Source organism: Flavobacterium celericrescens (assembly GCF_011392075.1).
In the GTDB taxonomy this organism is placed as follows: domain Bacteria; phylum Bacteroidota; class Bacteroidia; order Flavobacteriales; family Flavobacteriaceae; genus Flavobacterium; species Flavobacterium celericrescens.
The window spans coordinates 73,188-98,083 of record NZ_JAAJBV010000005.1 but is presented as its reverse complement, the minus strand read 5'-3'; the positions used below and the strand labels follow the sequence as shown (position 1 = coordinate 98,083).

The window sequence follows — 24,896 nt, the reverse complement described above, 5'->3', positions numbered from 1 at the left end:
TTATTTAATTATTTCACTCCAAGATGTTGGATTTGCTTTATATTTTGCAGTTATTTTTTTTGCTTCTTCCTCAGTTTTTACAGCAATTATATTGCCGCGCATTGGGCTATTAATCTCCCCACCTTTCACATAAAAAGCAGTTTCAGCAGGAATCAAAATATTATTTTCATTAAAATCATGAATATAAAAAGATTGAATATTTGTTGTTTGATTTTCTTTGTGATAACTAATCATACAATGCATATCATCAAACTTATAAATTCTTCCTTTATTAGTAATTAATTCAGCACCAAATTTTCCATCTGAAATTTTCATTTTACAAAACTCACATGCGTCTGAATTTAACTTAATTGGTTCTGCTTCTTTTGTTACACAAGAAACCGATACTAATAAAATTAAAAGATAAGATAACCATTTCATTTATATTGATTTTTTAAATTTGAATTCTTTAAGAACTATTGCAAATAATAAAATCCCAGCACCTACAAGCATCCATCCACCAGTGTCTGGTATAGAGTAAGCTCCAAAATTTAACAATTGCTTATACCCAATTAATGGAGGTTGATAAGCCATACCCGGCACTTTTATAGCTGCATTAGGATCAAGATTATGTCCATATTCGTAATTCCATCTATAAAAATCAATTCCTGCAAGAATTACAAAAAGCACAAAAACTACAAGAAAGCCAAAAACAGCTTTTCTATTATTAATAAATACTAAAATTAGCGAAATTAATGCAAAAGCACCAAAAATGTATGGAAGAATCTTAAATTCAAAAAAGTTCTCTGTATGCAAAGTTGCCATACCGATATAGTGATTCAATCCGTTTATAATATCTACATCACCTCCAATTTTATTTGCATGAAGTTGTAACATTAATCCTTCTGGATATTGAGGAGCATTTAATTCAATTCTCCACATAGGTACAAATAAAGAGCCAATAAATAATAATCCTACTAGTACTAACAAAACTTTAGAAAGTATTGTTAAATTATTTTCTTTCATGATTTCCGTTTTTATGATAAAATAACATATTGTTTTTAAATAAATTATCGCAAGTTTATTTTACAACAAGATAAACAACAACATTTTTAATTATAATTTTTAAGTAAAGGTTTTTGTTTTATTGGTAGAAAAAAATAGGGAGCATTGCTGCTCCCTATAAAATTATTTTTTTGCAGAAGCAGGTAGATTGGTACCTAAACTGTAACTAATTGGCACATTACTTCCTGCCGGAGAAACTCTAATGTATCCTGACATTTCTTGGTGTAATGCACTACAGAAATCTGTACAGTAAAATGGAACAATACCAACTTTTGATGGTTTCCAATTTAAAGTTGCTGTTTCACCTGGCATAATTAGTAATTCAGCGGTTTGTGCTCTTCTAATTGAGAATCCATGAGGAACATCCCAATCTTGCTCAAGGTTTGTAATGTGGAAGTAAACATCATCTCCCACTTTAATTCCTTCAATATTGTCTGGAGAGAAATGTGATCGTACCATTGTCATGTAAACATGTACTTTTTTACCTTCCCTTACCACTTTTGTTTCTTTTTCACCTTTAGCTACCCTTGGGTGATTATTTTTCTTGATATCGTAAATTTTTAATTGCCCGTTGTTTCTAATTAAATCAGCTGGTGCAGCTTGTGCATAGTGAGGTTCTCCAATAGTTGGAAAATCTAACAGCAATTTCATTTTATCTCCACTAATATCATATAATTGGGCTGATTGGGTTAACTCTGGACCAGTTGGTAAATATCTGTCTTTAGTAATTTTGTTATACGCAATTAGATATTTTCCGAAAGGTTTTTTAGAATCACCTCCTGGAATACATAAGTGACCAACAGAATAATAAGTTGGAACTCTATCTAAAACTTTTAATGTTTTAATATCCCATTTCACTACTTCAGAAGATACGAAGAATGTGGTATAGGCATTTCCTTTTCCATCAAACTCAGTATGTAAAGGTCCTAATCCTGGTTTTTGAACTTCTCCGTGAAGAACAGAGTTATATTTTAAAACTGGAATTCCTTCATAATCACCTTCATAATCTTTTTTACCAATGGCTTTTACCATTTTATCAAAGCTAAATACAGGTATTAATGCTGCTAATTTTCCAGAACCAACTATGTATTCACCTGTTGGGTCAACATCACAACCATGAGGAGATTTCGGACAAGGCATCAAATAACAAATATCTTTCATTGCCATAGCATCTAAAACTAAAACTTCCTCTTTTATTACAGAAGTTCCTGTATGTGTTTCGTCATTCCAAGTATTGTGAGCATATTTTGTTTTTTCAATTTTTCCTTTACCTGCTTTGATATATTCTTCCGCTTTTTTCCAGTTAACCGCCATAATAAAGTCTTTATCTCTTTGTGAGGCATTAACTTCTAAAAGCGTATTAGCTTGTTCAGAATTGTAACAAGTGAAGAAAAACCATCCATGAGATTTTCCTTTACCAGCATGGGAAAGGTCAAAATTCACACCTGGTAAACGTAATTGGAAAGATAAATCCATTTTACCAGATTCTTTATCTACTTTAATAAAACTGATGTGAGCTTTAAAATTTTCTTTATACGTATTAATTGGCACATCTCCTTTATCGTAATCTCCAGGTACACCAAAACGTGTTCCAGCAACTACATATTCTGTATTTTCAGTAATAAAAGGTGAAGAGTGGTTACCAGCAGAGTTTGGTAACTCAATAATTTCTGAAGTTTTAAAACGTTTTAAATCAACTCTTGCGATACGTGGTGTGTTGTTTGCATTAGCAAATATCCATCTACCATCAACTTCTCCGTTAGTTTGAGATAACTCTAAGTGATGTTGATCATCCCAAGGAATAAAACCTTCTGATGTGTTTAACATTGGTTTTGTTTCTTCACTAAAACCCCATCCACTTTCAGGATCTACCGAGAAGATAGGAACAACTTTCATCATTCTACCGCTTGGAAGTCCATAAACACTCATTTGACCACTAAAACCACCAGATACGAAATTATAAAATTCATCGTATTTACCAGGAGCTACATAAACACGTTGAGCAGCATCACCACTCACGGCATCCCCTGAATTTTTTGGTTTACAAGAAGAAACCAAGGCACTTCCTAATGCAATTACTAAAATTGCTTGTACAAATTTATTTTTCATGATATATGTAGTTAAATTAAGGTATCGTATTACTTTCACTTAACACAATACCCTTTTATGTTTATTTCACACCGTCATTTTTACGCATATACTCAAGAATTCCTCTAGCTTCGTCATCAGAAACACCTTGGTTAGGCATACGAACCAAACAAATTTCCAATTGCGCTTGTACTTCTGGATCTTTGTCAATCATTGGATCAGGATTAGTTATAAAATTCATAATCCATTCTGGTTTTCTTCTTTCAGTAACCCCTTTCCAACCTGGTCCAACTAATTTTTCATCTGTTGTTTTGTGACATGATGCACATTTTACACCCGCTACTTCTTCTCCTTTTTTCGCTAAAGCTTGGTCTAATGTAGCTCCTAATTCAACTGTGTCAAATTTTCCTTCACCACGTTTTGGATCATACGATGCTGGATCAGCAGCTTCTGTTGTTGCTTCACCTCCACCTGGCTGATAATTGTCTTCAGCAGATGCTTCTTTTTTACCACATGCTACAGCTAAAGCAAGAGATAAAACAAGTAAAATTGATTTGTTCATGATATTTTAATATTAAAATTATTACTACAAATTTATGAAATTGAATGCTTTAAAAGTATGATTACAATCATAAAAAAGGATATTTTTATCTTTATTATTAACAATTGTTGAACAAAAAAAAGGCTGTTTCCAAAAAATGAAAACAGCCTTTTGCAAAAACCTACTTATAAAAATTAAATAACCCTCATTATTAAGTAATTATCTTTTAGACAGAAATTGTATTAAATTCTAATTTGTTTAATTGTAATTCCAATTGTAAAATATCGTTTTGAATTTTGGAATTCTTTTCTTGAAAAATAGATTTGTAATAATCAATTCCATTTAAAAGATTCGTTTTAAAAGTTTCCCATTTTTTGATTTGCTGTGGCGTAATTTCGAAAACTTCATTTATTTGATTTAACAAATACGAAACATACAAGCCTAATTCTTTTACAAACATATTAGGTCTATCGGTGTGATTTTCGATTTCTTTTTTGCCGTAAATGTGTTGAATCATCTCTTTCAATGAAAATTCTCTAGAAAAATAAGCCATGTTTGGACCTGGACAAACAACAACACCTTGTGCTTGACCTTTAATTGGAATTCCTAATTCGATATGACTTGCATTTGCTAATCCCACGCACAAACATGATTTTTCTGTGATTGAATCGTATTCTTTAGTGTAAGCTTCGAATGAAATGCTATTGCGTTTTGCTTCTAATTCATCTAATTTCTTGTCTTGATGTTTTTTAGATGCGGTACAAGTGCCTTCTTTTTTGTATTCTTTGCTTAGTGCTAAATATTTTTTCGGACACGCACTTCCTGCTTTTCCTGAAGCGATACGTTGACTTTTATAGAAATCATTCGTCATGCCTTTAATCGTGTTGAAAGGAACTCCGAGTGGTGAAATATTACTCAAATACAAATCTTTTTCTTTGGCATCGGCTAATAATTTTCTGGTTTCAACATCAACTGAAGTCGCTTCTGGAACTAAAAGAAACGGAGAACCCCAACCCACAGCGTCTACCTGATAATGGTCTAATAAAAACTGATGCTCTTCCGCAGTTCCAACTCCGCCTTGAACTGTTATTTTTAAAACAGGTGGTTCGTTTGGAACTTCTTTATTTTTAGACGTTAAAGCATTTGTCAATAGCGAATAAGCCGATTGAATTAACTCGTCTTTTTTATTTTTGAATTCTTCTAAAATTGGACCTAATAGAAATCCATCAGTAGCAAATGCGTGTCCACCACAATTTAAACCTGATTCTATTCTATATTCTGAAACCCAAAGTCCTTTTTTAGCTAGAAAATTTCCTTGAATCATCGCCGAACGAAAATCGCTTACTTTCAAAATGATTTTTTTTTGAAATTGTCCGTTTGCATTGGAATAAAAAGCATCGAAAGTTTCCATATAACTGTACAATCTTGGATTCATTCCGGCAGAAAAAACTACGGATGAATTTGTGGTACTGTTTACAAAACCTCTCAAAGCAGCATGCGCATCGTTGTACATTACAGGTAATTGTTCATCATCACTAAAATTATCTTTATCAATTTTTGTCATGATATTGACATCGATACTACCTGGTGCAAAATGATGATCTAAGATGGTTTTTAATTCCATCATATTGTTTTTTCCAGAATCGATTAAATGTTCTAATTTGATTTTTAATTCGGAAGTTGTTGGCAAAATGGCAATAAAATCTTCTAATTGCGTTCTTTTTTCAATCAATTCCGATTTGAAGCATTCGAACTTTTGAGTAACAACTGTATCGAGTAAATTCAAATAATTGGTAATTCTTTTTGCTCTAAAGTCTTCAACTTTTTGCGAGATTTCTTCATAAGGTTGCTTGAATTTTTCGGCATAAAAAGCGGTCATTTTTTCAATCAAATCATCATCCATGATAGAGATTACAGAATCAATCCCATATTGTGCCACTCGTACTGGACTATCAATTGTGAAAGCCAATCCCATAACAGGAATGTGAAAAGTATGTGTATTTTTTTGTAAAGTCATATTGTTTTCTTTGTTAATTTCTGCATTCCATTTATCTCTTAACAAAATAAATAGTGACAAATAAAATACAATCCTTAAGATTAATTTATGATTATTATCATGCTTTGAAAATTGGAAGAATTTAGAGCAAAATCACTAAAATGACTCCCATTAAACCACCAAAACCTAATATCAAATATTTCCAAAAAGAATGTGCTTTTTTTAATTCCATAAACTGAAAAGCTACTAACCAAAATTTAATTAAAGCTAAAGTCACAACCGTTGTTGTCATAATTTCTGCACTTACATTTAATGCTAAAAAAGCAGCGATTACAGTTAGTGTCAACAACAAAATAAACGTAGAAGAAATAGTTTCTTTCATAATCTAACATTTAAAAAAGTAAATAAAGTACCGGAAATAAAAGCAACCAAATTAAATCGCACATGTGCCAAAAACTAGCACTTGCTTCGATGTCTTCAAAGGATGCTACAGTTTGTTTTTTTTTGATGGAAAATGTAATTACCAATAAAATTACCAATCCCACCAAAACATGTATAAAATGAAAACCCGTTAATAACCAATAAAATCTAAAAAACGAATTGTAATCCATATGCAATCCGGCTTCTAATTTTTCGTAATATTCGAATGATTTTAAAACTAAAAATCCAAGACCTCCCAGCATTGCCCAATTGAAATAAAACAATGTATTTTTGATGTTAGCAGTTTTAAAAAAACGGATTCCTTTGGCTACAAAAAATCCGCTAGTTAACAACAAAATAGTGTTTATTGTTCCAATTGTTTTATTCAGTTTTAAACTACTGTTGTGAAATAATTCACGCTCTTCCGAACCGTAATAGGCTAAGGCTAAAATCGCCATTCCGAAAGTGATGAGTTCCAAATAAATGATAATCCAAATTAAAATGCCTCCTGGCGGATAATATATTGATTTTGTATGGTTCATAATTGTAATAATTCGACTTTACCTGTGTGTAAATCGTAAAATGTTCCTACTATTTTTATTTTCTTCTGATTGACCAAATCTCTAATAATTTTGCTTGATGAGAGAATGTGTTCTATGGTGGAAAGCACGTTCAATCGACCTGTTTCATCTGATAAATGTTCGGGTAATGGATAGGTTCTGTGATTACTAAATGCCACTTTGATTTGATTGGTTAATTGTGTTAAATGTCCCAAATTCACATTATCAATTGCTCCTTGAACTGCACCACAATTGGAATGTCCTAACACCACCAACAATTTGGTTCCTTTTACTTGAACGGCATATTCCATACTTCCTAAAATGTTTGGATCTTCTATGTTTCCAGCAACTCTTGCTACAAATAAATTTCCTATTCCTTGATCAAAAACAATTTCAGGCGGCACGCGAGAATCGATACAAGACAACACAAAAGTGTGCGGATGTTGGTCTTTTTCAAAATGATGCGCTTCATCAATAAAATCATGATGTATGGATACATTATTAACATAACGCTGGTTTCCTTCCATTAGTTCTTTGAAAGCTTCATTTGCCGTTTTTGGAACATGATGATGCTCTGTTGTTTCACACGAAAAAATAACAATGATAAAAATGCTGAATAAAAGCGTACCTATAATTCTCATAAATTTTCAATTAATTATTCCATTCTAATAATCGTTTTTCACCATTAATTTGCTTGATATCGGTGATGTCCTGTGACATTTCGATTACGCCTTTATAATGTTTTTGAGCATCACGAACTGCAAAATAGCGAATGTAAATCAGGCGTTCTCTGTAGTTAATCCAGAAAGAAGCTTCGTTTTGTTCGCCTTTTCTAAACGCTTCTAAAATTTGCAAAACGGTATCCACACTTTTAGGCGGATGACAAAAACGAACTTCCCTACCAATAATTCCAGCACTTCTTGGGAAAACACGTTCTTCACCACGATTGTAGAAAATTACTTTATCATTTTCATCTACATAAGTTAAATCGATGGGTAAGGTTTTGAAAAGTAGATTTACTTGTTCAACTGTCATGAAACCTTCATCGTAATGCGCTGCATTTTCGTTGAAAACAACATCGGTCCTGCGTTCTGTATCTTGAGAAGGATGAATGTATTCAGATTCTTTTGGGAATTTTGGTGGAGCTTCTGATAACATCCAACCAATTTCGTCTTCTCCTTTTCGCATTTTAATCCAATCTTCATCTGATAACATATCTAATGCATTTGGAAACAATACGTTTTCTTCAACATCTAATAAACGATATAAACTTTGAGAGATTAGATTGGTATTGTGCTTGGCTGAAGTAAAATCTTGGTCTTCCAAATTTTTTCTAACAATGCGAAACATTTCTCTAATCGTATCGTGAAACGACCACATATTTCGAGATGGTCCTGTCCAACCTTTTTGTTCTAAAAACGGAAATAATTGATTTTCTTTTCTTTCAAAACGTCGTTCAACGGTTGCTAAATGATTGAATACATTGTAAAATTTCTGAAATTCTTCTTTTGGATTAATGGCATTTAATTCTTCCAATAATTGATGAATCAAATCGGTCTCTACGAAATAAGTATGAATGGGATGTCCTTCAATCACGTTTGTATGAGTTTCTGATGTTGCCATTTTATTGATGTTTGATTTTCTCATAAAGTTTTACCAATGATTTTAGTAAAGCTTCAGGAGACGTTAATATTTGATAATGATTTTGACCGAACATTTGCGGCAAATAATATTTGGCTTGCGCTTCAATGGCTAAGGCATACGAATTGATTTTTCTCTCATTCAATTCTCGCAACGCTTGCTTGATGTCTTGAATTCCGTGTTGACCTTCGTATTTATCGTAATCATTTGGTTTTCCATCGGAAAGCACGATAATCCATTTGTTTTTGGCATCCAATTGATCCATTCGTGCGCCAGCGTGACGTAAAGCGGGACCAATTCGAGTATAACCATTAGGTTCAACGGCTCCGATTTTATGTTTGGCTTTGTTCCAACTTTCGTTGAAATCTTTCAAAGTGAGATAAGTCGTGAAATTTCTGGTTTTGGAATAAAATCCGTCAATCGCAAAATCGATGTCAAACTCATGCAGAATTTCGCCAAATAAAATGGAAACTTCTTTTTCTACATCAATCACACGATTTCCTGCGGCATAACCATCGCTTGAGAGACTAATGTCTAACAAAACTAAAATTGCAAGGTCTTTGTTTTTCTTTCTTTGAGACAAATAAATGCGTTCGTCAGGTGATTTTCCTGAATGAATGTCGGTATATAAATCGGTTAACGCGTCTAAATCGAAAGCGTCACCTTGTAATTGTCTTCGTTGTTGTTGCATTTTATTATTCACGCTGGTAAGCATTTTTCGTAAACCATTTAAAGTGGTTTTGTACTTCGCCATCGTATTTTTATAATAAGTTGCGTGGGTTTTGAGTTGGGTTTTCGGATAAACTTTACAGAAATTAGTCAAGTAATTTCGTTTTTTGAAATCCCACTCGTCATATTTTAGATGAAACCCTTTTTCATCGACCTCAGCACTTTCGGCAATGGAAGTATTTTCAACAAAATCCGCTTGATATACAGAATGCACCACATCATCAACACGAACCGTAAACTTCATGTTCATTTCTTCCAAAGCTTCTTGATGGTCTTTTAAATCATCTTTTCCATCAAAATCGCGCCAATTTCCGTTGAATTCTTCTGCAGTTTCAATTTTCTCGAAACTGTGCATTAACACATAATCTTCTTGTTGTTTTTTGTCGATAGTAAGTGATTCAATTTCTTCAACAGCTTTCGCATGAAGCGTAGTTTCGGCTACTACATTGTTTTTTATTTTCTTAGTATTGTCATCGAAATTTTGCAATACATTATCGTCTTCAATTTCGGGTGTGTTTTTCATCCATTTTCCGTACAACCAAGAATAATCAATAGATTGGTCTTTTTTATTAACGGGTAATTTTGGTACCGCATCATAATAAAACTCTTGCATGGATAGATAATTTTCAAACATTTTTCCAATAACTAATGGTGCTGTTTCAAAGGCTTTTTCCAAAGAAAGTTCTGGTGAATTATCTTGGTTATCCCAATTCAAATTCAGTTGTTTCTGAATACTCAAATACACTGTTCTGAAAAAATAGAATTTCAGATTTTCCTCTTTTGTTGGGAAAAGCGAACAATTTATGGGAAGAAAGAAGTTTTTGTTTTTGTAACCGCCTTCGCGTTCGGCTGGAAAAATATCGATTGGTGCACCACAAATTGCTCTAGCAAAAAGAGTCAATCGCGGTTTGATGTCAGACAAATTGATTTGACGGCTCAGAATTTCGGCATCATTGAGTCGTTTATTTTTAAAGTACTTGAGTACTTTTTTATAGATAATTTCGTCTAATTCTAAGCCCATATCTCAAATCTTTAAATCATTAAATCGCACAAATCGTTTAAAGCTTGAATGGTTTCTTGCTCGTCTGTTAAAGGTTCTACAACGGCAACGTGAACGGCTAATCGTTTTGGTAATCCATTATTGATAAGTTTCGCGGCGTCCACTAATAATCGAGTGGAAACGGTTTCGGTTAGACCTAACTCGGTAAGATTTCTAATTTTTGTTCCGATTGCGACTAACTTTTGAGCAATATCGGCTTGAATTCCGGTTTCATTAATTAAAATTTCGGCTTCTATTTTTGGATTTGGATAATCGAAGGAAAGTGCTACAAATCGTTGACGAGTAGAAGGTTTTAATTCTTTGAATCCTTTTTGATATCCTGGATTAAACGAAGCTACCAAAAGAAAATCGGGATGTGCTTTGATGGTTTCTCCTAATTTATCAATGAAAAGTTCTCTTCTATGATCGGTTAAGGAATGAATGGCTACGATGACATCAGGACGCGCTTCGGCAACCTCATCTAAATATAAAATATATCCGTTTTTTACTGCTATGGATAAAGGTCCGTCAATCCAAATGGTTTCGGCTCCTTTGATGATGAAACGTCCAATTAAATCGGTTGCTGAAGTTTCTTCGTGACAACTTACGGTGACTAATGTTTTGTTAACTTCATTCGCCATATATTCGATAAAACGGGACTTTCCAGAACCTGTTGGACCTTTCAATAATAAAGGCAATCGCAATTGGTTGATTTGATTGAAAATTTCAATTTCAGAACCTACTGCTTTATAAAATATGGTTTTTTCTGCTACTATCATGGCAATTTATTTTTGAAAAAACCGAAACCAAAAGCGGGCAGCGACAACTCTGGGCAATTGGTCTCGGTTGCTATTAATTTAAAATTCTAACCAAAAACTAATAACTATTCTTTTACAAGAGCTTCATCTGTGGGTTTACCGTATTTGATAAACTCTAAAATGTATAAGGTAATTCCGGTTGTAAATAATGTGGCACAAAGCAACAATACAACAAAGTGAATACTGATTTCGTTTTGAACATCCATGAAATCCATTTTCATTTTACGTTCCATGTACACTTGGGCAACACCTGCTACACCGAAAGCTACAGTCATTCCTAACATTCCGATATTTGACAACCAAAACGCCATGTGACCTCTTGTGCTGTCGTATAACTTTCTTCCAGTAATGTTTGGTAAAGCATAGCTAATAATCGCTAAAACAATCATCGCGTAAGCACCCCAGAATGCGTAATGACCGTGCATTGCTGTTACTAAAGTTCCGTGTGTGTAAATGTTTGTTTGTGGTAAAGTGTGAGCAAATCCTAACAATCCAGCTCCAATGAAAGATACAATAGAAGCTCCGATAGTCCAGAATAACGCAATTTTGTTAGGATGCGATTTTTCTCCTTTTCGATACATGTACACTGCGAATAATGCCATTGCTAAGAACGCTAATGGTTCTAATGCTGAGAAAATTCCACCTACGATTAACCAAATTTTATTTACTCCAATGTAGTAGTAATGATGACCTGTTCCTAATAAACCTGAAAGGAATGTCAAACCAACAATTACATATAACCATTTCTCGATAACTTCTCGGTCAACACCTGTAAGTTTGATTAATAAGTATGATAAAATACCTCCCATGATTAGTTCCCATACTCCTTCAACCCATAAATGCACTACCCACCAACGGAAGAATGAATCCGTAACTTGACTATCGAACCAAATCATACCTGGTAAGTATAATAAAGCGGCAAAAACCAATCCCATTGTTAAAACTAATGAAGTTGTTGTTCGTCTTTCCGCTTTGTATAAAGTGGTTAGGATTAATCCTAAGAATAATAATACGTTTACCACTACTAAAAAGTCTAATTCTCTTGGAATTTCAAGGAATTTTCGTCCTTCCCAAATATTAAAGTGATACCCAACGATTGCTAAAACGCCAACAACTGCTAAGGAAATCAACTGAACATAAGCCAATTTTACATTGACTAATTCTCTTTGTGCTTCTTCAGGAATGATATAATAAGCGGCTCCCATGAAACCAGTTAATAACCAAACTACTAATAAATTCGTGTGAACAGCTCTTGCTGTATTGAACGGAATAAAATCGTGAAGACCATCCATTCCAATTCGGGCAAAGCCCATAATAAAACCATAGATAATTTGTAATGCAAACAATAACATGCATAATCCAAAGAACCAATACGCTACTTTTTGTGATTTATATTTCATGATATTATATTTTGGATTATTTGTCTTTAGCTAAAGGTGAAACCACGCGATCAAAACCATTCAAATCAATGTTTCCAATCCATTTGAAATAGGCAATTACAGCTTCGGCATCGGCATCGTTCATTTCGTATTTTACCATTTTTCTGCCTTTTGGTCCCCAAGGAACTGGCGATTGTAAAACGGCTTTGACGTAACCTTCTCCTCTTCTTTCGATTACTTTGGTTAGTTCTGGAGCATAGTAGCCTCCTTCCCCAAGAATGGTATGACAACCCATACAATTATTCGATTCCCAGATTTCCTTTCCTCGAATAACTTTTGCATCAATCTTATCATGATAAGTTTGATCATTTTTAGGCATGAACGAGTAAATAGTTAAGCCAATAAAGACCAAAAAGGTTACTACGGTTCCTCCTAAAAAAAATGCTCGTGCTTGTGATTTTGATAACATATTTTAGATATTAGTTAGAAATTATAAAGGATGTTTTTATCCTTTAATTAAATACAAAATAACTACCAAAAAAAAACATGCGTTATGATTCAAATCATACTATGAAAATTAAATTAAAGATAAATTTGTCTTTTATTTAAACAATACAGTATTATGGTAATAGATTCAAACAAAACAGTGGGAAACATAGTAGCAGATGATTATAGAACTGCCGGTGTTTTCAGTCAATTAGGTATCGATTTTTGTTGTAAAGGAAACCGAACAATCGATGAAGTATGTGCAAAAAAAGGCATTGATAAATATGCACTTTTAGACGAATTAGAACGTGTTACGGCAAACAATAATAATCAAGGAATCGATTTTAAATCTTGGGAATTGGATTTGTTGATTGATTATATTGAGAAAAAACACCATCGTTATGTGGAAGAAAAAATTCCGCAATTGCTATCGTTTTTACTTAAGTTGGAACAAGTACATGGTGCTCAACATCCAGAACTTTTTGAAATTAAAAAACTATTCAAAAGAAGCGCAGATGAATTAACGCAACACATGAAAAAAGAAGAATTAATTCTATTTCCATTCGTTAAAAAAATGGTAGAGGCTAATCGAAATAACACACCTATCAACAATCCTGGATTTGGTTCTGTTGCTAATCCAATTGCGATGATGATGGAAGAACATGAAAATGAAGGTGAACGATTTGAAAAAATTGTAGAATTATCAAACAATTATACACCGCCAGCTGATGCTTGCAACACTTACAAAGTAACTTATCAAATGTTACAAGAATTTGAAGCGGATTTACATGCGCACATTCATTTAGAAAATAATATTTTGTTTCCAGGTGCCATTGTTTTACAAGATAAGTTTTATTAGTTAATTAGGTTCTTTAAACGGAGTCGTTTTGGCAAACAGAGCGACTCTTTTTAAAGTAAAAGGACTGCTAAAATAATTAGCAGTCCTTTTTTAATTAATAATAACCCCATTTATAATTAATCTATTTTTTGTAAGTAAACAATTGAGGATTAAATGAAATCATTACCCAAGCCCAATTGTTATCATTTGAATTATTTCCTCCTTTTAAAATTTCCAAAGTGTCGCTGGCAAACATTTTAGAAACACCTCCAGAAATTACAAAGTTTTTGTCCATTTTGTAAGTTGCTGTTAAATCGATTTCTGTACCTAAATAACTATCTTGTTCTTCTAAAGTAGCCATGTTGTAAACCGATGCAGCGCTGTAAAATAAGTGAGGTGCTAACGTTACTTGCCATTTGTTTTTGTCGTAAATGAATTTGGTATAAAAATCTTGCAATCCAACCGAATTCTTATGATTTCCAACATAGAAATAATCCATTAAACCATTAAATCCGTGATTGGTTCCAAATAAAGGCGTAAACGATTTTACTTTAGTATCGGTATCATTTTGATCTTTTCCCGATAAATATTCGAAACCTAATTCGGCTTTGAAAGGATTGGTGAATTTATATCCCAAATTAAATCCCGCATAATACGCACCAACATCTACTTTATCATTAGTGATGGCAGCTTCACCAGTTTGAGCGTACAAACCGAAATCACCATAAAATTTAGAAGCATCCCATTTTCCATAAGTTCCGATGGTTTGCAAATAGGCAACTTGGAATTTATTTTCTACCAAATTTTCATATTGATAGCCATTATTCAATGCTAAAAAGCTCAAACTAAGTTTTGAAAATTTTTGGTTGAACCAAATAAACTGCATGTTTTTATAGTTCGTCACATAAGCAGATTCATAAAGGGCTTCATTGTTATTATTTAATGCTGCTCCGAAATCCAATTGATAATTATTCTTCTTATTGGTAACCAAAACGGCATCGTGACTTTGACCTTGTTGCAACCAATCGATTCCGCCCATAATTCTTTGATTATCATACGAAAGCACTTGTCGTCCGAATTTTGCTGTCCAATTCGTATTGAAATCATACGAAATCCAAGATTCGAATAGAGCTACTCCGTTTTTATCCGATGGAGAAGTTGTAGCCACATCGCCCCAAACTCTAACGTTTTGAAACGATACATTAGCTTTGAACTTTTCTTGCTTGTAGAAAAAATTCATTCTTGAGCGTTGAGAAACAAACGAAGTGGGATAAAAATCGTCTTTCATTAATTCTTTGAAACCATTTCGGTATTCAAATCGTGGTCGTAGTTGTAGGTTGACTTCTAACTCTTGGGCAAAAGAACCTACAGTTGAAATTGCAAAGGCAACTGCAACTAACATTTTATTTTGAAGTTTCATGTTGTATTGGATTTTTTATTGGGAAGCCACTACTCTATTTTAGCCGCTTCTTCTTTGATTTTTGAAACCGTTTTATCGTAACTAACTCCTAATCCTTCTTGCTGGAATGTTAATTCCCCTTCCGCATTAAATACACTGATTATATTGGAATGTGAGAAATCTATCGGAGATATTTTTTTATAATTTACGGCTAGAACTGCTGCGAATTCTCTGGTATTTTCTTCATTTGAACGCAAGAAAACCCATTGATTTCCAGTCATTTTGTTTTCGATAGAGAAATCTTTTAATCGTTTTGGAGTATCAACAGTTGGATCAATACTTACTAAAACCAATTGGACTTTGTCTTTGTATTCTTCTGGGATTTTAGCTTCAATATTTCGCATATCAGCAACTAATCTTGGACAAGCGGCTTTACATGAAGTGTAAATCATCACCATAACAAGAACTTTTCCTCTCAATTCTTTTAGTTCAATATCTTTTCCATCTTGATTGGTCCATTTTTCAGGTAAGTTGTAAATTGATAAATCGGTTATGGGTTTATCTTTTATGTCTTGTTTTTCCTCTTTTGCATTACATCCGATTAATAAAAGGGAAGCAATTACGAATAAAATTATCTTTTTCATAACTCAATTTTTTTAATTAAAAACTTAATTAGCGATGTCTTTGGCACATCGGAAACCTAAATTCTTTGTTGTGTAGTTTGCTTTTATACTTGCTCTGAAAGCATATCGCATAAAAGCGGCATAATTCATTAAATCGGTAGCGTTGACTGAACCACTTCCACAGAACAAATCTTTATCAGTGTCTTTATCTTTTCTAGATTCTCCTGATAAAAAAATGCTATTGAAATCGAAAGTCCATTCCCAAACCAATCCGTGCATATCGTAAACACCCCAATAATTTTTAAATGTTTTACCTACGGAATTGTTGTAGGTTTTGTTTTTTTCGTACCAACTCAAAATGTATTTATTAAATTCTTCTCTTGAACGAGCGTCTTTTCTTTTTTCATCTGCCATGGCTACATATTCCCATTCGTCTAAAGTAGCTAATCTTTTACCTTGACATTCACAATATTCTTTAGCTGTAAACCAAGAGACATTAGTTACAGGTGCAGTTGCATTTAATTGCCCAAAACTTAAATCACCACTCCATTCTGATAAATAAGTTATATTGGCAAAAAGTCGTTTGATTTTTGATTTTCTGTAATTCGGATTTTTTTTCAAAAATTCTAAATACTCTTGATTCGTAATCGGATATACATCCAACAAAAAGGATTTGATGTTTACTGGTTTCTTATCCGTTGTTCCATATAACGGAACATAACTCCCTGCTCCAATGGTTACCATATCTTCGGGCACCTGAGAAAAACAAATGGAAACCCAAGATAATAAAATTAGGCAGTAGTGAAATCGTTTTATAAATTGAGCTTCCATTCTTCAGTTTGTTAATTGTTTATACTTATTTTTTACCTCTTTGAGCTTTTACCATAGCTGGAGTCACTTTGGTTTTATTGTTACCCCAACTGTTATACACATATGTTAAAACATCTGAGACCTCTTGATCTGTAAGGTTTTGACTGGTCATTACTGAATTGAATTTTTTACCATTTACAGTAATTTCACCACTTAATCCGTGAAGTACAGCATTAATTGCTCTATTTGGATCCGCATTTAAGAAATCTGATTTCACTAATGGAGGGAAAGTACTAGGAATACCTTGACCTTCTGATTGATGACAAGCGAAACAAGTTCTTCCATAAATATTTTTACCATCAGTAATTTGTTGAGCTAATGTTTTATTTACGACAACTTCTTTACCATTACCTGATTTTGGCATGTTTTGAATCGTTCCTCCTTCTGGATGATAAACTCCTTCTTGGGTTGTTCCTGAATAAATTTTATCATTCTCAGTACCTTCTACTTTTAACATTCCCAATGCTCCTTTATTGAATGCTCTGAAAATTGAGTGATCCACTAAAATGAAAGTTCCTGGAACATCTACTTTAAATTCTACAATTGCAGAACCACCAGCAGGAATCAAGGTTGTTTGAACGTTTTTATTGATAGCATCACCACCTTCAATGTGAACTTTGTCGAAAATTTCTCCAATTACGTGGAAAGAGGAAACTAAATTTGGTCCACCGTTACCCATGTAAATTCTAACGGTTTCACCCACTTTTGCTGTTAATGCTTTATCTCCTGTTAAAGCTCCAACTTTACCATTAAACACTACATAATCTGCATGTTCATCCACAGCTTTTGTCATGTCGAAAGGTTGCATTCCTGGCTCACCGTATTTTCCTTTGGTATAAAAATCACCTTGCATTACGTAGTATTCTTTATCAACTGGAGGTAAACCACCTTCTGGTTCCACCAAAATTAATCCGTACATTCCGTTTGCAATGTGCATCCCTACTGGAGCTGTAGCACAGTGGTATACATATAATCCTGGATTAATACATTTAAAATTAAAAGTTTTTTCATGTCCCGGCGCTACTAATGAAGAAGCTGCGCCACCACCTGGACCAGTAACGGCATGTAAATCGATGTTGTGAGGTAATTTGTTGTCCGGGTGATTTTTTAAAGTAAATTCAACTTCATCACCTACTCTAGTTCTAATAAAACTTCCTGGAACACTTCCTCCAAAAGTCCAATAGACATACTTAACACCGTCGGCCATCTCACCTTCGATTTCTTTGATTTCCATGTTTACTATTAATTTTTTAGCAGGACGATCTCCAACAGGTTTTGGTACGAATGGAGGCGCTGTTAATTCTGCAATCATTTCATCATCAACTGAAATATCGGCATAGTTGGTTGTTGAGTCACCGTTCTGTTTACATGCGATACTTGCGACACAAGCCACACATAATACAAGAACTTTTTTAATAAAATTACTCATGGTAGAAAAAATTAGTTTTAAATATTGGTTTCAATAATAGTTTCGTTACTATCATTTTATAGGTCAAAATTAAAGGACAAAAATATCCTTTAATATGATATAAATCATGTTTCGAAAAAAAGTTAAAAAAATATTAAATTAAATAAATTAAAAAAAAGAAAATTAAGATATAGTCTTTTATGATTTTAAAGAAACAAATTATTTATAGGGTCAATAAAAAATCACTGCAAAATTTAGCAGTAATCATATTTTTTAATTAATAGTTGAGCAAAAATAAAAAACTTCAATTCAAAACAAATTCATTTTGTTTTGAATTGAAGTTGTCATTGTAATTTTAGAAATATCAAATGTAACTGTCTCAAATCTTCCTTAAATAAGTTCGATTCGCCTCCACTCTGCTCCACAAAAAACCTTGTAAAGTAATATTTTACAAGGTTTTTTTATTTATTAAAAACTTTTAGTTGATTATAAAATTATTTAAAAACAACTAAATTCCTTTAATTTTTAATACAATAAAGTTTTACTAAAAAATATTTTATGCAACTAATATTAGACATGAATGAATGAATGAATGAATGAATAAATAATAAATCATTCTATATAGATTGAATTTGGATGTCAATATAACTGGAATTTATTGGGCACGAAAAGTATTTGCTTGCAATTGACATAAAATAAACAAAAATGATTTGTTCATGATTTTTGATATTAAATTTATTAGTACAAAATTTTAAACATTAGTCTTTTAAAAGTATGGTTGCAATCATAAAGGACAAATTAGTGTTACTTCTCAATATTTTTTTCAATCAAAAACTAAGGAACCTTACAAGTAACTAATAATTAACTGGTTAACACACCACTTATTTATAAAATAATCACAATTATCCTCTAAAAAATATTTTTTATTTAAAATTAAATCAATATCATTTTAAAAAACATAAAAATTTAACACACCAGCACAATATCATGCAAAAAAAATATGTAAATTTGTAATACCCTCATTTTTTAATATCTGTGTAAGATTAATTGAAAATAAATATGCTTAAATAGTTATATAATGTAGTGTATGAGTAATAAAGAAATAGAAGAAGAAGAATTATTAAAAAAAATTAAAGAAATTTCGGACTATAAATATGCTCTCGATGAATCTTCTATTGTAGCAATTACAAATCAAAAAGGAATAATTACACATGTTAATGATAATTTTTGTAAAATTTCAAAATATAGTCGAGAAGAATTATTAGGACAAGATCATAGAATTATTAATTCTTCATACCATCCAAAAGAATTCATAAAAGAGTTATGGAGTACAATTGCAAAAGGAAATGTATGGAAAGGAGAAATAAAAAATAGATCAAAAGACGGAACTCCATATTGGGTTGATACAACCATTGTTCCTTTTTTAAATGAGCAAGGCAAACCATATCAATATGTAGCAATAAGATCTGATATCACTGAACGAAAAAAGGGTGAAGAAAAAATTGCAAAAATGCTAATTAATTCTGAACATCAAAACAAACAATTAGTCGATTTTTGCAACATTGTTTCTCATAATCTTAGAGCGCCATTAGTAAATATTTCAATGCTACTAGATTATATGGACTCTTGTGATGATGATGTAGAAAAAGCAGAAGTATTTAGTAAAGTACAACCTGTTGTAAACCATTTAAATAGTATTCTTGATGAGTTAGTTGAATCATTACAAGTTAGACAAGATGCTGAAGTTGAATCATCAATTATTGATTTAAAAGATACTATAGAAAAAGTTTTAATAGGCTTTAAAGCACAAATTTGCGAATATAAAGTTAAAATAAATACAGATTTTGAAGAAGCAACCACAATATATTATCCACAACTATACATTGAGAGCATTTTAACAAATTTAATAAGTAACGCATTAAAATATAAATCACCAGATAGAATTCTATCAATTGAAATAAAGACAATTAATGACGAAGATGGAGTTATACTATCCGTAACTGATAATGGTTTAGGTATAGACTTAAATCTTCATAAAAATAACTTATTTAAGATTCGTAAAGTTTTTCACAAACATCCTGACGCACGTGGTTTTGGTTTATTTATGACTAAAACCCAAGTTGAAGCTATGGGAGGAAAAATATGGGTTGACAGTATACCAGATGTAGGCAGCACATTTTATATTAAATTTAAATCATATGAAGCAAATTGAAATTTTAGCACTTGTAGATGATGATGATACTTTTGTCTTCATAACACAAAGAATAATTGAACAAACTAATCATGTTAAAGAAATTAAGGTTTTTAACAATGGATTAGACGCTTTGAACTATTTAAAAAACAACTTGAATAACGATTATCAATTACCTGAAGTTATATTTCTTGATCTTTCTATGCCAATTATGGATGGATGGCAATTTTTAGATGAGTTCACATCACTTTCTTTAAAAACAGATAAAACAGAAAAAATCTTGATTTATATTTGTTCTTCTTCTATTTCACCTCATGATATCACAAAAGCTAAAGAAATTAGCTCAGTTACTGATTTTATTATCAAACCAGTAACTAAAGATAAACTTGCAGAAATAGTAATGTCATTATAAAAATAAAGATTATTTCTTTTTAACTAAATAAAAACTTACCACCTTTTTTGAGGTGGTTTTTTTATGAATCAATTTTGAATCTTTTCATTTTTAATTAATCTGTTTATTTTTTTATTATATTTGTTAAACAAAAAAATATAAAATGAACAATGTAAAAAATGTATTTAGTATAAAAGATTTAGAAAATTTATCTGGTATTAAAGCACATACCATTAGAATTTGGGAAAAAAGATACAATATTTTAGAACCAATGCGTTCTGACACAAACATTCGTTCTTATGATATAAAAAGCTTACAGAAATTATTAAACATCGTTTTAATACACAATTATGGTTATAAAATTTCAAAAATTTCAACATTATCCCAAGAAGAAATTTTTAAACTAGCCAGTGACATCATTTCTGAAAAAAGTGCAAAAAATCATGCAATAAGCACTTTTAAAATTGCGATGATGAATTTTGATCAATCGTTGTTTTTTAACACTTATAACAATCTTTTGAATGAAAAATCATTTGAAGAAGTTTTTTACACCGTTTTTATCCCATTAATGCAGGAATTAGGTTTTTTATGGCAAACCGAAACTATAAGCCCTGCTCATGAACATTTTATTTCATACCTCATCAAACAAAAAGTATTAAGTAATACTGAAAAAGTTCAAACCAAAGCTCCAATAAAAAATGATAAAGTATTCGTACTTTTCTTGCCATCAAATGAAATACATGAACTAGGTCTAATGTATTTGAACTATGAAATTTTAAATAATGGCTACCAAACCATTTATCTTGGCGAAAATATTCCAATTGAAAGTCTAATCAATTTGAAAACCTGTTTTGATAAAATAACTTTTATTAGCTATTTTACGGTTGAACCAAACATGGAAAGCATTAACGAATATATTAAGACATTTAACTCAAAAATTATCGAAGGAACTAACCACGAAGCATTCCTACTAGGCAGAATGACTGAATATATTGATCCAAAAACTTTACCATCTACTATGAAAATATTTAAAAGTATAGAAGAAGTAGCTAGTAAATTATAACCTTTTATCATTTTGTTTAATTTTTTTACTATATTTGTTAAACAAAATTAAAACTGTGAGTAAAAAAATTGTAATAATTGGTTCAGGATTTTCTTCATTAGCAGCTGCATGTTATTTAGCAAAAGCTGGAAATGAAGTAATTATCTATGAAAAAAATGAAACTATAGGAGGAAGAGCGCGTCAATTAAAAAAAGAAGGTTTTGTTTTTGATATTGGTCCTACATGGTATTGGATGCCCGATGTTTTTGAACGTTTTTTTGCAGATTTTAACAAAAAACCGACTGATTATTACGAATTGATAAAATTATCTCCTGCTTATCAAGTCTACTTTGGGCAGTTAGATTTTGTAACTATAGCCGATAATTTACCAGAAATTGTAAACACTTTTGAATCTATCGAAAAAAGAAGTGGAAAACAATTGGAACAATTTATGGCTGAAGCTAAAAGCAACTATGATATTGCAATTAAAGATTTAGTTTATCGTCCAGGTGAATCACCGTTGGAATTAATTACGTTAGAAACAGCAAAAAAAGTAAATCAGTTTTTTAGTAATATTTCAAAAGATGTTAGAAAACGATTCAAGAATACCAAATTAATTCAAATATTAGAATTTCCAGTATTGTTTTTAGGCGCAAAACCAAGCGATACACCATCTTTTTACAGCTTCATGAACTATGCAGATTTTGGATTAGGTACATGGCACCCAAAAAATGGAATGTATTCGGTTATTTTAGCAATTGAAACTTTGGCAAAAGAACTAGGCGTAAAAATTGAAACCAATGCCAATGTAGAAAAAATTGATGTAATTAACAGAAAAGCTACTGGCATTTTAGTAAATAATAAAATCGTTCCTGCAGAAGTGGTGCTAAGCGGTGCCGATTATCATCATTCTGAAACGTTGTTAGATGAAAATCATCGTCAATACACAGAAAAATATTGGTCAAAGAAAACCTTTGCTCCTTCATCACTCCTATTTTATGTAGGATTTGATAAAAAAATAGAAAATGTAGAACATCACTCTTTATTTTTTGATGTTGATTTTGATATACATGCTGAAGCTATTTATGATAATCCAAAATGGCCAGAAGAGCCTCTTTTCTATGCAAGTTTTCCCTCAAAAACTGATACAAACTCAGCTCCAAATGGAAAAGAAGCTGGAATATTTTTAATTCCATTAGCTCCAGGTATTGAAGACACTAATGAATTGCGAGAGTTATATTTTGAAAAAATCATTTCTCGTTTTGAATACTTAACAAAACAAGAAGTAAAAAACAGTATAATATTCAAAGAGTCATTTTGTGTAAATGATTTTATTAAAGAATATAATTCGTACAAAGGGAATGCGTATGGTATGGCAAATACTTTACTGCAAACTGCTTTTTTAAGACCTAAATTGAAAAGTAAAAAAGTTAAAAACTTATATTTTACTGGTCAATTAACTGTTCCAGGACCAGGTGTACCTCCTGCATTAATTTCAGGTAAGTTAGTTTCAGATTTAATAGAAAAGTATCAATAGTATGAAATCAATTTTTGACAATGTTTCGTTTGATTGTAGCATGAAAGTTACAAAAGCATACAGCACATCATTTTCTTCTGCAGTTAAAATGTTAGCGCCATCCATTAGACAAGATATTTATAATATCTATGGCTTCGTACGTTTTGCAGATGAAATTGTAGACACTTTTCATGATTATGACAAAGACCTTTTGTTTACACAATTTGAAAACGATTTAGAATTAGCGCTTTCACAAAAAATAAGTCTAAATCCTATTCTAAATTCGTTTCAACATACGGTTAATAAATATAATATCCCGAATGAACTAATTGCTGCTTTTATGAAAAGTATGAAATTAGACTTATCTAAAACGAAATATACTACTGTGGAAGAATATAACGAATACATTTATGGTTCTGCAGATGTAGTAGGATTGATGTGTTTAAAAGTTTTTGTAAATGGAAATATTGAAAAATATGAAGAACTAAAACATAGTGCTATGCGACTAGGTTCTGCTTTTCAAAAAGTAAATTTTTTGAGAGATTTAAAAGCTGATTTTGAAGATTTAAGCAGAACTTATTTCCCAAATACCGATTTATCAAGACTAGACGAAACTTCTAAACAACAAATTATTGCTGAAATTCAAGCAGATTTTGATGCAGGATTTGAAGGTATTCAAAAATTGCCATTAGAAGCAAAATTTGGTGTTTATACTGCTTATATTTACTACAAGAAATTATTGAGCAAATTAAAGAAAACGCCATCTTTAGAAATTAAAAACACACGAATTCGTGTTCCAGATCATGAAAAAGTGGGATTATTAGCAAAATGCTATTTGAATTATAAATTGAACATTATTTAATCAAAAATATTATGTGGATACATGTTTTAGTATTTTTTACAACGTTTTTCTTTATGGAATTTATGGCTTGGTTTAGTCATAAATATATCATGCATGGGTTTTTATGGGTTTTACATGCAGATCATCATAAAAAAGACCACGATTCTTGGTTTGAAAGAAACGATGCTTTCTTTATATTTTATGCCGTTGTAAGTATTGGTTGTTTTTTGCTTTGGAAATACGAAATCTTTGAACTTGGATTAGCAATTGGGTTAGGTATTCTAGCTTATGGAATCGCTTATTTTTTAGTACACGACATTTTCATTCACCAACGTTTTAAATTGTTTAGAAATGCCAACAATCGCTATGCAAGAGCTGTTAGAAGAGCACATAAAATGCACCACAAACATATTGGTAAAGAACATGGAGAATGTTTCGGAATGCTAATTGTTCCTTTCAAATATTATAAAAACTAAAAAATCCCGCTGTAGCGGGATTTTTATTATTTCTTCATCAACTCTTGTAGTGGTTTGAGTTGTTCTAAATTCATATCTGATTTTTTAAGCAAACTCAACATATTTAAAATATGAGTTGGGTTCATATCATTACCCAAAACTCTCACAACGGCAAAACCATTTTCCTTTTTACTTGCTAGTAAAACAAATTCATCAATATGCTCATCTTCACCTACAAAATAAACCGCTGCTCCGTCATTTCCTGATCCTACTTTCATCAACTGTTGATAGGTTTCATCTTTTAAAAGCGATTTTACCTCTTTGATTTCCTTATCATAGTTCGCCACATCATTAGAATCTGTTTTGAAAGCTAAAATATTCATTTTTTCAAACGACTGTAACGCTTCTTTTTCGGCGGTTGTTAAAGTTACCTTTTCCGTATTAATGATACTTGGAGCCAAATCAACAGAAACAAAGTTTGAAGATTCTGTGTTTTTTACAAAATACTTTTGCAAGGTAGGTTTAGTTTCACAACTCCATAAAAGAATACTAGAAACCACTATTACGAATAGCTTTTTCAT

Annotated in this window: 25 protein-coding genes; 7 read left to right on the top strand and 18 right to left on the bottom strand. The window is 31.7% G+C overall.

Annotated features, from left to right (window positions below; genetic code table 11):
• The 13 genes from G4L40_RS08200 to G4L40_RS08140 form a co-directional block, all read right to left on the bottom strand.
• On the bottom strand, positions 1–420 hold the full coding sequence (locus tag G4L40_RS08200) for a nitrous oxide reductase accessory protein NosL (protein ID WP_166236718.1): 420 nt from the start codon (positions 418–420) through the stop codon (positions 1–3).
• Positions 421–1,005 (bottom strand): hypothetical protein, encoded by a 585-nt coding sequence (locus tag G4L40_RS08195; protein WP_166236717.1) that lies wholly within the window; start codon positions 1,003–1,005, stop codon positions 421–423.
• 162 nt (positions 1,006–1,167) lie between these two features.
• On the bottom strand, positions 1,168–3,153 hold the full coding sequence (gene nosZ, locus G4L40_RS08190; RefSeq protein ID WP_166236716.1) for a Sec-dependent nitrous-oxide reductase: 1,986 nt from the start codon (positions 3,151–3,153) through the stop codon (positions 1,168–1,170).
• A gap of 61 nt (positions 3,154–3,214) precedes the next feature.
• The gene (locus G4L40_RS08185; RefSeq protein ID WP_166236715.1) at positions 3,215–3,694 is read right to left on the bottom strand and encodes a c-type cytochrome; all 480 of its coding nucleotides are present in this window, start codon (positions 3,692–3,694) and stop codon (positions 3,215–3,217) included.
• 205 nt (positions 3,695–3,899) lie between these two features.
• A complete protein-coding gene (locus G4L40_RS08180) occupies positions 3,900–5,690 on the bottom strand; it encodes a hypothetical protein (RefSeq protein ID WP_166236714.1) in 1,791 nt (596 codons plus the stop codon).
• Between the two features lie 121 nt (positions 5,691–5,811).
• Complete coding sequence (locus G4L40_RS08175) at positions 5,812–6,051, bottom strand: cytochrome C oxidase subunit IV family protein (RefSeq protein WP_166236713.1); 240 nt, start codon at positions 6,049–6,051, stop codon at positions 5,812–5,814.
• Between the two features lie 10 nt (positions 6,052–6,061).
• Entirely contained in the window at positions 6,062–6,631 is a 570-nt protein-coding gene (locus G4L40_RS08170; RefSeq protein ID WP_166236712.1) for a cytochrome c oxidase subunit 3, read from the bottom strand.
• Positions 6,628–7,290: a carbonic anhydrase gene (locus G4L40_RS08165; RefSeq protein WP_166236711.1), complete on the bottom strand. Its 663-nt coding sequence runs from the start codon at positions 7,288–7,290 to the stop codon at positions 6,628–6,630. Before G4L40_RS08165 ends, G4L40_RS08170 begins: the two co-directional genes overlap by 4 nt.
• A gap of 10 nt (positions 7,291–7,300) precedes the next feature.
• Positions 7,301–8,272 carry a DUF438 domain-containing protein gene (locus G4L40_RS08160; protein WP_166236710.1) on the bottom strand — a complete coding sequence of 324 codons (972 nt, stop codon included), beginning with the start codon at positions 8,270–8,272 and terminating at the stop codon, positions 7,301–7,303.
• 1 nt (position 8,273) lies between these two features.
• Entirely contained in the window at positions 8,274–10,040 is a 1,767-nt protein-coding gene (locus G4L40_RS08155; RefSeq protein ID WP_166236709.1) for a nitric oxide reductase activation protein NorD, read from the bottom strand.
• An 11-nt stretch (positions 10,041–10,051) separates the two neighbouring features.
• The gene (locus tag G4L40_RS08150; protein ID WP_111567247.1) at positions 10,052–10,837 is read right to left on the bottom strand and encodes a CbbQ/NirQ/NorQ/GpvN family protein; all 786 of its coding nucleotides are present in this window, start codon (positions 10,835–10,837) and stop codon (positions 10,052–10,054) included.
• A gap of 104 nt (positions 10,838–10,941) precedes the next feature.
• Positions 10,942–12,276 carry a cbb3-type cytochrome c oxidase subunit I gene (locus tag G4L40_RS08145; protein ID WP_166236708.1) on the bottom strand — a complete coding sequence of 445 codons (1,335 nt, stop codon included), beginning with the start codon at positions 12,274–12,276 and terminating at the stop codon, positions 10,942–10,944.
• A gap of 16 nt (positions 12,277–12,292) precedes the next feature.
• Positions 12,293–12,724 carry a c-type cytochrome gene (locus G4L40_RS08140; protein WP_166236707.1) on the bottom strand — a complete coding sequence of 144 codons (432 nt, stop codon included), beginning with the start codon at positions 12,722–12,724 and terminating at the stop codon, positions 12,293–12,295.
• 153 nt (positions 12,725–12,877) lie between these two features.
• Here G4L40_RS08140 and ric point away from each other — a divergent pair, with 153 nt between their 5' ends.
• Complete coding sequence (gene ric, locus G4L40_RS08135) at positions 12,878–13,600, top strand: iron-sulfur cluster repair di-iron protein (RefSeq protein ID WP_166236706.1); 723 nt, start codon at positions 12,878–12,880, stop codon at positions 13,598–13,600.
• A gap of 121 nt (positions 13,601–13,721) precedes the next feature.
• Here the strand turns inward: ric and G4L40_RS08130 are convergent, their stop codons facing one another.
• From G4L40_RS08130 to nirK, 4 genes are read right to left on the bottom strand one after another with little or no spacing between them, the layout of a single operon-like run.
• Positions 13,722–14,999: an alginate export family protein gene (locus G4L40_RS08130; RefSeq protein WP_235922619.1), complete on the bottom strand. Its 1,278-nt coding sequence runs from the start codon at positions 14,997–14,999 to the stop codon at positions 13,722–13,724.
• Positions 15,000–15,028: 29 nt separating this feature from the next.
• Positions 15,029–15,622, bottom strand: coding sequence for an SCO family protein (locus tag G4L40_RS08125; protein ID WP_166236705.1), 594 nt, complete (start codon positions 15,620–15,622; stop codon positions 15,029–15,031).
• Between the two features lie 24 nt (positions 15,623–15,646).
• The gene (locus G4L40_RS08120; RefSeq protein WP_235922618.1) at positions 15,647–16,432 is read right to left on the bottom strand and encodes a formylglycine-generating enzyme family protein; all 786 of its coding nucleotides are present in this window, start codon (positions 16,430–16,432) and stop codon (positions 15,647–15,649) included.
• A 25-nt stretch (positions 16,433–16,457) separates the two neighbouring features.
• Complete coding sequence (nirK, locus tag G4L40_RS08115) at positions 16,458–17,900, bottom strand: copper-containing nitrite reductase (protein ID WP_166236704.1); 1,443 nt, start codon at positions 17,898–17,900, stop codon at positions 16,458–16,460.
• Between the two features lie 1,066 nt (positions 17,901–18,966).
• On the opposite strand from nirK, the gene G4L40_RS08110 reads away from it, so the two are divergent.
• The 6 genes from G4L40_RS08110 to G4L40_RS08085 all read left to right on the top strand — a co-directional run bounded on the left by G4L40_RS08110 (position 18,967) and on the right by G4L40_RS08085 (position 24,336).
• Positions 18,967–20,091: a PAS domain-containing sensor histidine kinase gene (locus G4L40_RS08110; RefSeq protein WP_166236703.1), complete on the top strand. Its 1,125-nt coding sequence runs from the start codon at positions 18,967–18,969 to the stop codon at positions 20,089–20,091.
• Positions 20,078–20,482, top strand: coding sequence for a response regulator (locus G4L40_RS08105; protein WP_166236702.1), 405 nt, complete (start codon positions 20,078–20,080; stop codon positions 20,480–20,482). Before G4L40_RS08110 ends, G4L40_RS08105 begins: the two co-directional genes overlap by 14 nt.
• A gap of 142 nt (positions 20,483–20,624) precedes the next feature.
• Positions 20,625–21,524 (top strand): MerR family transcriptional regulator, encoded by a 900-nt coding sequence (locus tag G4L40_RS08100; RefSeq protein ID WP_166236701.1) that lies wholly within the window; start codon positions 20,625–20,627, stop codon positions 21,522–21,524.
• 55 nt (positions 21,525–21,579) lie between these two features.
• Entirely contained in the window at positions 21,580–23,040 is a 1,461-nt protein-coding gene (locus tag G4L40_RS08095; RefSeq protein ID WP_166236700.1) for a phytoene desaturase family protein, read from the top strand.
• Between the two features lies 1 nt (position 23,041).
• On the top strand, positions 23,042–23,881 hold the full coding sequence (locus G4L40_RS08090) for a phytoene/squalene synthase family protein (protein ID WP_166236699.1): 840 nt from the start codon (positions 23,042–23,044) through the stop codon (positions 23,879–23,881).
• 11 nt (positions 23,882–23,892) lie between these two features.
• Complete coding sequence (locus G4L40_RS08085; RefSeq protein ID WP_166236698.1) at positions 23,893–24,336, top strand: sterol desaturase family protein; 444 nt, start codon at positions 23,893–23,895, stop codon at positions 24,334–24,336.
• A 26-nt stretch (positions 24,337–24,362) separates the two neighbouring features.
• Here the strand turns inward: G4L40_RS08085 and G4L40_RS08080 are convergent, their stop codons facing one another.
• A complete protein-coding gene (locus G4L40_RS08080) occupies positions 24,363–24,896 on the bottom strand; it encodes a DUF4252 domain-containing protein (protein WP_166236697.1) in 534 nt (177 codons plus the stop codon).